The 9,012-nt window shown below is 68.5% G+C and carries 9 protein-coding genes and 4 tRNA genes; 7 read left to right on the top strand and 6 right to left on the bottom strand.

Annotated elements, in window-relative coordinates; genetic code table 11:
• Positions 1 to 112: 112 nt before the first annotated feature.
• The 5 genes from ASJ79_RS32180 to ASJ79_RS12295 all read right to left on the bottom strand — a co-directional run bounded on the left by ASJ79_RS32180 (position 113) and on the right by ASJ79_RS12295 (position 5,344).
• The gene (locus ASJ79_RS32180; protein WP_067955488.1) at positions 113 to 2,218 is read right to left on the bottom strand and encodes an AAA family ATPase; all 2,106 of its coding nucleotides are present in this window, start codon (positions 2,216 to 2,218) and stop codon (positions 113 to 115) included.
• A 177-nt stretch (positions 2,219 to 2,395) separates the two neighbouring features.
• Positions 2,396 to 3,472 (bottom strand): NAD-dependent epimerase/dehydratase family protein, encoded by a 1,077-nt coding sequence (locus ASJ79_RS12305; RefSeq protein WP_067955486.1) that lies wholly within the window; start codon positions 3,470 to 3,472, stop codon positions 2,396 to 2,398.
• 3 nt (positions 3,473 to 3,475) lie between these two features.
• On the bottom strand, positions 3,476 to 3,652 hold the full coding sequence (locus ASJ79_RS32175) for a hypothetical protein (protein ID WP_156448399.1): 177 nt from the start codon (positions 3,650 to 3,652) through the stop codon (positions 3,476 to 3,478).
• 66 nt (positions 3,653 to 3,718) lie between these two features.
• Positions 3,719 to 4,984 carry a YihY/virulence factor BrkB family protein gene (locus ASJ79_RS12300; RefSeq protein ID WP_082753811.1) on the bottom strand — a complete coding sequence of 422 codons (1,266 nt, stop codon included), beginning with the start codon at positions 4,982 to 4,984 and terminating at the stop codon, positions 3,719 to 3,721.
• Positions 4,985 to 5,062: 78 nt separating this feature from the next.
• Positions 5,063 to 5,344: a GlsB/YeaQ/YmgE family stress response membrane protein gene (locus ASJ79_RS12295; RefSeq protein ID WP_067955484.1), complete on the bottom strand. Its 282-nt coding sequence runs from the start codon at positions 5,342 to 5,344 to the stop codon at positions 5,063 to 5,065.
• A 191-nt stretch (positions 5,345 to 5,535) separates the two neighbouring features.
• Here ASJ79_RS12295 and ASJ79_RS32170 point away from each other — a divergent pair, with 191 nt between their 5' ends.
• From ASJ79_RS32170 to ASJ79_RS12285, 3 genes are all read left to right on the top strand, one after another.
• Positions 5,536 to 5,691, top strand: coding sequence for a hypothetical protein (locus ASJ79_RS32170; RefSeq protein WP_011779752.1), 156 nt, complete (start codon positions 5,536 to 5,538; stop codon positions 5,689 to 5,691).
• 418 nt (positions 5,692 to 6,109) lie between these two features.
• A complete protein-coding gene (locus ASJ79_RS12290; protein ID WP_082753810.1) occupies positions 6,110 to 6,961 on the top strand; it encodes a SigB/SigF/SigG family RNA polymerase sigma factor in 852 nt (283 codons plus the stop codon).
• A 296-nt stretch (positions 6,962 to 7,257) separates the two neighbouring features.
• Positions 7,258 to 7,725, top strand: a complete 468-nt coding sequence (locus ASJ79_RS12285; protein WP_067955482.1) for an STAS domain-containing protein — start codon at positions 7,258 to 7,260, stop codon at positions 7,723 to 7,725.
• An 82-nt stretch (positions 7,726 to 7,807) separates the two neighbouring features.
• On the opposite strand, the gene ASJ79_RS12280 is transcribed toward ASJ79_RS12285, so the two are convergent.
• A tRNA-Val gene (locus tag ASJ79_RS12280) sits at positions 7,808 to 7,882 on the bottom strand.
• 125 nt (positions 7,883 to 8,007) lie between these two features.
• Here ASJ79_RS12280 and ASJ79_RS12275 point away from each other — a divergent pair.
• The 4 genes from ASJ79_RS12275 to ASJ79_RS12260 all read left to right on the top strand — a co-directional run bounded on the left by ASJ79_RS12275 (position 8,008) and on the right by ASJ79_RS12260 (position 8,796).
• On the top strand, positions 8,008 to 8,442 hold the full coding sequence (locus ASJ79_RS12275) for a DUF6636 domain-containing protein (protein ID WP_067955479.1): 435 nt from the start codon (positions 8,008 to 8,010) through the stop codon (positions 8,440 to 8,442).
• A 95-nt stretch (positions 8,443 to 8,537) separates the two neighbouring features.
• Positions 8,538 to 8,610 (top strand) — tRNA-Gly (locus ASJ79_RS12270).
• 25 nt (positions 8,611 to 8,635) lie between these two features.
• A tRNA-Cys gene (locus ASJ79_RS12265) sits at positions 8,636 to 8,709 on the top strand.
• 12 nt (positions 8,710 to 8,721) lie between these two features.
• Positions 8,722 to 8,796 (top strand) — tRNA-Val (locus tag ASJ79_RS12260).
• Positions 8,797 to 9,012: the final 216 nt, after the last annotated feature.

Raw genomic sequence — 9,012 nt, 5'->3', positions numbered from 1 at the left:
CACCACCCCGGTGCTAGCTCTTGGCATCATGGTCAACCTTGCCGTTATTGCGCTTTGGTCCGTGTCGAGAACCGCGGGAGCGCCGCTTGGGCCCCACGCCGGTCAAGCCGAACTAGGTAGCGAGTTGCCGACATTCCACCTCTACGGCGAACCGGCCGGCGGCCGCGGCGTCGTCGGCGGCGCGGCCGAGGATGCGGATCGCCTCGCTGACCGCGCCCTGGCCCGCGGCGACCCAGGCGCGGGCCACTGCCCTCTCAGAACTCAGGGACCGGAACGGCCGGCGCCTGGCTTCTAGGGACGCCAGAAGCTCTGCGGCCTCGGCGATCTCACCGGTCGCTGCGAGAGCGACGACGTACGGGATGCGGTAGCGGTATCCCCACCCGATGTCGTGGCCCGCGGCCGACAGGGTCACCACGGCGCGGCTCAACAGCGTCCGTGCCTCGCCGAGCCGACCCGCTCCGAGTGCGGCGCGACCGGCGATGGCGATCCCGAGCAGATGCGCGGCTCCGGGCAGGTCGGCGGCCTGTCGACGTTCACGCTCGGCGATCTGCTCGGCGCAACGCACATTTCCGGACAGCAGCAGCGCGCCGACGTGTGCGTCGGCGATGTTGCATCCCAACTGGGGTGCGTCGGAGCTGCGCACTATCGCATATCCGGCGTCGGCGACGGCTTCCGCCGCGGCCGCGCGCCCTGCGTCCCCGTGGATGTTGGTCAGCACCCAGGCCACTTCCCCACCGACCACCGCGGGCAGGTGCTCCAGGACCAGGCCCTCGGCCGCGGTGAGCGCCTCGACCGGCCGATCCGTGGCGAAAGCGTGCGCGGCGCGGACGGCATCGATCTTGTCCCGCGCAGACGCGGACGTCAGATGCGCCGCCGCGGCGATGATCTCCTCGGCGCGTGCGGGTTCGGCCAGGGCCCACAACATGTTGCTGGCGCGGAAGAACGTGTACCGGGCGTAGTCGTCCTCGCCGAGCGCGGCGGCGTCGACGCGGGTGAGGACCTCTTCGGCGGCCTCACCCCGGCCCAGCCAGGACAGCGCGTGCGCGCGGATCAACTGTGCCTCCGGACCCGCTCCGGCACGACCGGCGGCCTCGGCCAGTCGTTCGGCGAGCGGCAGATCGGCCAGGCAGACCGCACCGTGGGCGGCCCGACACAGCAGATCGGCATCAGGCTCCAGATCGGAGTCCAGGCTCAGCGCCGCACGGCGCACCACTACCCGCACATTGTCGTGAGCGGCTGCGGACGCGAGTTGAGCGGCCACCACCCCGCGCAGCCGGCGCAGCCGTGTCGGGGCGGTGCGGTTACGCCGCACCTCTGCGTAGAGGGGATGAGCCACCCTGACCTCGGTGAGCGGGCCGGTCTGGTCGACGCTGATCAGCCCGAGAACATCGGCCTCCTCCACCGCCCCCGGGTCGGTGATCCGTTGCAGCACAGCAAGTTCGAGAGGCTCTCCGACGGCGAGCAGATCGATCACAGCGGCCACCTCGGGCCGCAGGGACCCGATGCGGGATTCGATGAGCTCGACCAGGGTGCGCGGCACGGACGGCTCACCGTTCCACCGCCAGTGGTCACGTCGCCGCGCCAGGCGACCGTCGGCCACCTCCTGTTCCACGATGTGACGCAGGTAGAGCACATTGCCGCGGGTCAACTGATACAGCCGGTCGGCGGAGTCCGGCTCCACGGGTCCGTCCAGGGTCATCGCCAACAGGGCCGCGGTGTCGTCCCGCGGCAGGGGCCCGAGTTCGAGCCAGTCGAAGTCCGCGAGCTTCCACAACTCGGCGAGGGCACCGGGCACGGCCTCCCCCTCCCGCAGCGTCAACAGGAGTTTGGCGGTGCGGCGCTGGACGATCTGGTGGAGGACGAAGATGGACATGTCATCAAGGCGGTGCGCGTCGTCCACGCCCACCATGACGGGCCGCGGCGCGGCGGTGAGCCGTTCGATCACTCCGCACACCGACTGCAACGCGTGGCTTTCCGCCGGATCCGTCCAAGAGGCCATCGCGCCCAACGGAATTTCGCGCGCAGCCGAGGAGCCCGCGACCCAGCGCACATCGTTCCCACGGGTTGCCGCCGCATCCAGAACCGCCGTGGCCACCCGGCTCTTACCCACGCCCGCCGGCCCCGAGATCACGACACCGGCGGTGTCAGCATTCGACAGCGCCGCCTCGATGCGCCGCGCCTCCCGTCCGCGGCCCACCAACGGCCACGCCAACCGCATGCGCACAGCCTAAGGCAGCAGGTGGCGCGAGACGCCGTGTTGGGAAAACACGGCGATCGGCGACGCTTGCCGACGGAACGACCGGAGCGGACCGGTCAACGGCCCTTCGCAGCCGCCGAAACACACTCCTGATGTGACACAAGGGGTTCCGTGACCACCGGTCGCTGGTCCATCACGTCACGGCAGATGGCGGGTGGTCAGCGGCCCTTCGGTCAGGTCGCGGCGCAGCTGTTCCACCATCGACCGACGGCGCAGCGGCGGGCTGTCGGTATGTGCTTGCTGCGCAACGCCTCCGATGACATCGGTCAGCGCGGAAACCGAGGACCACTCCGGCTGCCAGTCCAGTTCGGCCGCCGCACGGGCGCAGTCCAGTAGCGGGACGCTGAACGCCATGTCCAGCCAACCGCGGTCGACCGGCTGCAATCTGGCCCGCCAGGTGAGGTCGACGACGGTGCCGAGCAGTCCGGCCGGCACATGGATCTGCCACGCGTGCAGCACCTTCGCCACATCGTCGCGGCGCAGCGGGGGTTCGGCCGCGAGGTTGAACGGGCCGGCCGCCCCGCGCTCGATGGCGCGGACGAACGCCGCGGCGACGTCGTCGGCGTGCACCAGCGGGATGCACAACCGGCGGTCCAGCGGGAGCACCGGTAGCAACGGCACCGCCCGCATCGGCAGAAAGCCGGGCAGCGCGTACCGCATCAGGCCGCTGGCAGCCACGCGTTGCACGATGAACCCCGGCCGCATCCTGGCGATGGGGACGCCGGCATGACCGTGTTCGCGCTCGTAGGCGTCGAGCAGCGCCTCGGCCGCCGATTTGTCCCTGCTGTACGGGGACGTCGGGATGCCGCGGGTCGACCACGATTCGTCGACCCGACGGCCGTAACTCCCTGCGGCATAGGTGCCCACCGACGACATGTGCAGCAGCTGCCGGACCGAGACGTCATGTGCTGCCTGTAGCACGGCGGCGGTGCCGCCCACGCCGATTCGGGTCAGGTAACCGGTGTTCCGGGTGGGTTGAAAGCCCCAGGCCAGGTGGACGACCGCGTCGGCGCCGTCGAGGATCGGACGCAACCTGGCGCCCGCGTCCGGATCGGCGAGATCCACCGGGTGCCACCGCACGGCGTCGTACGGGGCGGCCGGTTCCGGCGGCCGCCGCACGATGCCGACGATCTCGTGCCCGGCCTCGTCCTCCCGGAGCCGCCTCAGCAGAGCGGTACCGACGTTTCCGGATGCTCCGGTGATGACGATCCGCATGTCTCATCCGCCCGGTGGAGCTGCACCCAGACGGTGCCGCCGCAACGCGAGCGCCACCGCAGCGGCCGCCAGTCCGCTTCCGATCAGCACCAGCCAGAACAGCAGCTGGACGACTGCGATCCTGCGCTGCACCTTCACACCGCGACGGACCAGGGAACGACTACGCCGCGCGACGCTCACGACACCGGACTCCTCTCTGCGTGGTTGCCGCGGGCCGTACCCCGCGGGCGGGGGCGCAAACGGCGCCTACGCCTGTCGCCCGCGGGAGCGGCGAAGCTTCCGCCCCCGCAGCCGGTTCTCGCGGTCCTTGGCCCGGTTCTTGTCGATCACCGCGGTGTCGCGCAACGGCAGTTTGAGGGTGTCCTCGGCCCTGATACCGGCCTGCAGCTGTCGGCCACGTTCCAGCTCGGCGTCGACCTCGGCGCCGAACAGCAGGGCCAGGTTGGTCAGCCACACCCACAGCAGGAAGACGATGACGCCGGCCAGCGTTCCGAAGGTCTTGTTGTAGTTGCCGAAGTTGGCGACGTAGAAGCCGAAACCCAGCGAGGCCACCACCCAGGTCACGATCGCGATGGCGGCGCCGACGCTGATCCAGCGGAACCTGGGTTGCCGGACGTTGGGGCTGATGTAGTACAGCATGGCCACCCCGACGACGACCAGCGCCAACAGCGCCGGCCAGCGCGCGATGTTCCAGATCGTCAGCCCCGTCTGACCGATGCCGAGGTAACCGCCGACGGCCTCGGCGACCGGTCCGCTCAGCGCCAGCAGCAGCGCGACCGCGGCGGCGACGATGAGTCCGGCAAACGTGAGCGCGAGTTGCTGTGCCCGCAGTTTCCAGGCCGGCCGGCCCTCCTGCACCTCATAGATCCTGTTCATCGCGCGGCCGAACGCCCCGACGAAACCGGACGCCGACCAGAGGGCACCCAGAATGCCCGCGACCAGCGTGAAGCCGGCCGATGGTGCGTCGACGAGGTTCTCGATCGGCCCGCGCAGCACGTCGACGGCCGCACCGGGGCTGACGTCGTCGACGATCTGCAGGATCGAGTCCGCGGTGCGTTCCCCCTGGCCCAGCACTCCCAACAGCGACATCACCACGACCAGCGCGGGAAACAGCGACAGCACCGCGTAATACGTCAGCGCCGCGGCCAGGTCCGTGCACTGGTCACGGCTGAACTGACTGGCTGTCTGGCGCAGCACGTACATCATCGACGGCCGCGTCAGCTCGGTCGGCGAATCCGGTTTCTGCGGGTCGTCGGCGTCCGGGGCGCCGACCGCGTCGGTGGCTTCCGTTCCTGGATGGGCGGTCTCGGCACGGCGCGGTTCGGCCCGCCCGTCGCCGGCGCTGTCCGCCGCGGCGATTCTCGGGTTCGGCTGCGAGCGCCGGGCACGGGTCAGCGCGCCGGTCGCCAGACCCGCGGCGAACGCTCCGGCCACGGTGACGGGCCGACGCTTCCTGACGACCGGAGCCGGTGACTGATGCTGGCGTTGGAGGCTGCTGACCTGGTGCGTCATGGCGGGTTGATGCCCACCGTCAGGAGCCGCCAAACGCGCGACACCGTATGTGCGGCACGGCCTTCGGCTGAGCGACGGTCAGACCCGAGGCCGCGCGCTGCGCCTCCCGGTGATTCCGAGGTACGCCGCGATCAGCACGACGGCGAAGATGACGCCGACGAGGAACGGGATGATCTTGAAGCCGCCATCCTGGCTGGGATAGCCCAGTTTGTACGAGACCCAGGTGCCGAGGAACGAACCGATCGCCCCGAGCACCACAGTCATCACCACACCGATGTTCTGCTTGCCCGGCATGACGAGTCTGGCCAGTGCGCCCACGATGAGGCCGACGACGATGGCGCCGAGGATGGTTCCAAGCATGGTGTGTGCTCCTTGCTCTCTGGCGGGACAAGCCAGGAGTTGCCCAGGCGTGTGGGGTTAAACCCCCGCACCGCCGACGTGTGCCGAGCAGCGCAACGATCCGGCACACCACCGGCGATGTTTCAGGTCTGACCGCCCTGGCAACCCCCTGTTAGCAGTGCTGACCCCCGCCGCCTCGGATCGGAGCAAAAATGATCATCCTCGGCATCATCCTGTTGCTGATCGGCTACTTCACCGGCCTCTCGATCCTGTACACCATCGGCGGGATTCTCGTCGTGGTCGGCATCGTGTTGTGGATTCTCGGTGCCGTCGGTCGGCCCGTCGGCGGACGAAAAGTCTGGTTCTGACCGCCGCTCACAAGGTTCACGCCGCAGCAGGACCGGCGCGGGCCGGGCATACAGCAGTCGACGGCGAGGTTAAGGAACGCTAATAACCCCGCGGCGGGGGTTGCGCTTGCTTCTCGGACCCGTATTGTCAGTAGCAGGTGATGAAAGAAAGTCATCCCGACGCACCACAAAATGCTTGAAATATCGGGCGTTTCAGGTGTCGGCGGTGACATACCTACCGCAGCAAGCGCATGTCGAGCACCCGGCGTGATCCGTTGGTCCGAATGCCAATCGCAAGTGAGCGGTCCCCAACGTGACGAAAATGTTCGCCCTTTCTTCAATGGACTCACTCCAGGACATTTCACCGCCCCGTCCGCGTTCCCCACCGGTCGGGCGTCGAACATTCCACCGCCACGTTCACGACCCGAAAGCGTGACCTGTGCAGACAATCGAACACCCGAAGACCATCGACAGCACGAGCGCCCAGCCCGCGCCGGTCGAGCATCAGCAACCCACCAGAACACGCGGAAGAGCAGGAGGCGGCTACGACGACGTCGTCGACATGTTCCGCGCGCTGGCGGCTCTCGACCCCGAATCAGCGCCGTTCCGGCGGCAACGCGAGGCGATCATCGAGCGCTGCCTGCCCCTGGCCGACCACATCGCGCGGCGCTTCCGCGGACGTGGCGAAGCCCATGAAGACCTCGTCCAGGTGGCGCGCGTCGGCCTCCTCAACGCCGTCAACCGCTTCGACGTCGACTCCGCCAACGATTTCCTTGCCTTCGCGGTCCCGACCATGATGGGCGAGGTGCGCCGCTACTTCCGCGACCACGGCTGGTCGCTGAAGGTTCCTCGGCGCCTCAAAGAACTCAACGTGCGGCTGAACAGCGCCAAGTCCGAACTCACCCACCAACTCAACCGGGCGCCGACACCGAGCGAACTGGCCGAATACCTCGGTATGGACCGTGAGGAGATCGTCGAGGGGCTGGTGGCCTCGAACGCGTATTCCACCCGTTCCACCGAGCAGGAAACGATGCGGGGCGGCGACGGTGACGGGCTGACGCTGCTCGACACCATCGGCGCCGCCGACGAGAACATCCAGCGGGTCGTCGACATCCAGACGGTACAGCCGCTTCTGGCCAAGCTGCCGGCCCGCGACCGCCTCGTTCTTCAGCTGCGCTTCTTCGACAACCGGACGCAGAGCCAGATCGCCGAACAGATCGGTGTCTCGCAGATGCATGTGTCGCGGTTGCTGGCCAGGGCGCTGGCCACGCTGCGCGACCAGGTCGGCTGACGAGGACTGCGACGACGATGGCAGATCACACCACGGATTCCGTCGCGGTGCCGACCGCCACGATGCGCACGTAGACGCCACCAGGCTTCCGGTGCCGGCCAAATCGGGCCTGACGGCCCAGGATTGGCGATCGTGTCGAACCCGGCACAACCTGCGAGATTCGTACTAATCTGGCCAGAGGTTGAGTCCCCAGCCCGCGAATGCGCCGCACGGCGCAGCCTGACTGCGGTAGCTGGCGACCAAATTCGGCGGTGTACCCGGCAAGGCTTCTCTGCAGTGACGCAACGGAAGTGAGGATGGTCGCCGTCAGTACCGAACACACCTACCGGCCCGCTGTCGCCCAGACCGAGGAGCAGCAGCGAAGCGGTAACGCGACCTTCGCGGCGCGCCACTGTTCCTCCCACCGGGTCGCGGTCGCCGTGATCGGCGAGATCGACGCCGTCAACGGCCGGGCGCTGGCCCGTTACGTCGAACGCCACACCCGCGTCTCGCGGCAGTTGGTACTCGACCTGCGCGCGGTCGACTTCTTCGGCAGTCAGGGCTTCACCGCGCTGTACTACATCAGTGTGCACAACGCGCGTAACGACGTGGACTGGGTCATCGTCGGCAGCCCCGCGGTGCAGCGCCTGCTGGCCATCTGCGATCCCGACGGAGAACTCCCACTGACCGGCGATCTGAGCTCCGGGCTGGCCAGGCTCGACCGCCTCGCCCACAGCAGACACCACGTGAAGTGGAGCGGGAAGCCGGGCCGGCGCACCCGGTGAGCCGACACGGGTGTGGGAGATTGCCGGGCAATGCGTTTCGAGCCCATCGGTTGCACCTCGATGGCATCACCGTGATCCTGCGTGGTGGTCCCGGCTGGGTTCGAACCAGCGACCTTCCGCGTGTGAGGCGGACGCTCTCCCACTGAGCTACGAGACCGGATATCCGACGGAGCGAACGAGGCAGAAGACTAGCACGCGGCGGCGATCGGCCGAGAAATGCCCTGGTGAGCGGCCCGCCGGTTCACCCCGCCCCGGCTCGTTCACCCAGGTAACCTGCCCCGCATGACGCGTCCGACCATCCCCGCGACGCTGGCCGCGGCACTGTTCGCCGCCCCGGCGGCCACGGCGGTACTCGCCGCGCCGGCGGCCGCGGCCGACATCGTCGGATTCACCTCGCCGAGCGGCAACATCGGCTGCATCCTGGCCGAGGACTCGGTGCGCTGCGACATCGCGGCGCGCGACTGGGCGCCTCCCCCACGACCGGCCGACTGCCCGGAGTTCACCGGCTACGGGCAGGGCATCTACCTGACGGCGACCGGCGCTGCCGGGTTCGTCTGCGCCGGCGACACCACGCTGGGCAGCGGACCGGTCCTCGACTACGGACAGTTCCGGGCCGGGGGCGGGATGCGCTGCGGCAGCGAACCCGCGGGCATCCGCTGCTCGAATTCCGAGGGCCACGGGTTCATGATTTCCCGTCAGGCATACCAGCTGTTCTGAGGTTCGGCACGCCGCGCGAGCAAGGGATTTGTGTATGCCCAACTGCCTGGACTATCGTTCTGCATCGCGACGGGCGACGATCTCGCTCGTGGCGCGCGGATGTAGCGCAGTTGGTAGCGCATCACCTTGCCAAGGTGAGGGTCGCGGGTTCGAATCCCGTCATCCGCTCGAGGTTGCAGGCATCGACCCCAGCGGTGGAGTGGCCGAGTGGTGAGGCAACGGCCTGCAAAGCCGTGCACACGGGTTCGATTCCCGTCTCCACCTCCAACGGTGTTCCCGGCGCGATTAGCTCAGCGGGAGAGCGCTTCCCTGACACGGAAGAGGTCACTGGTTCAATCCCAGTATCGCGCACCACATGCCCCAGGACGGCCCGGTACTCCCGGGCCGTTTTTCGTATCGCTCCCCGGTGGCCGCTCACTGTCGCCGGCACTGTGTCGAACATATGAGGCGCTCCTAGTGTTTTAGTGGGCGCCTTCTCGCTGGTCAGCGGTGTTTTTGGTTGAGTCTCAAGTGTTCTCGGTGTGTCCGCAGGGCAATGGGGGACGCGCACGCGGTCGGGTGCTCTAGGTT

Source organism: Mycobacterium sp. NAZ190054 (genome assembly GCF_001545925.1).
In the GTDB taxonomy this organism is placed as follows: domain Bacteria; phylum Actinomycetota; class Actinomycetes; order Mycobacteriales; family Mycobacteriaceae; genus Mycobacterium.
The sequence above is the reverse complement of the archived record's forward strand: the minus strand, read 5'-3'. Positions and strand labels throughout refer to the sequence as shown.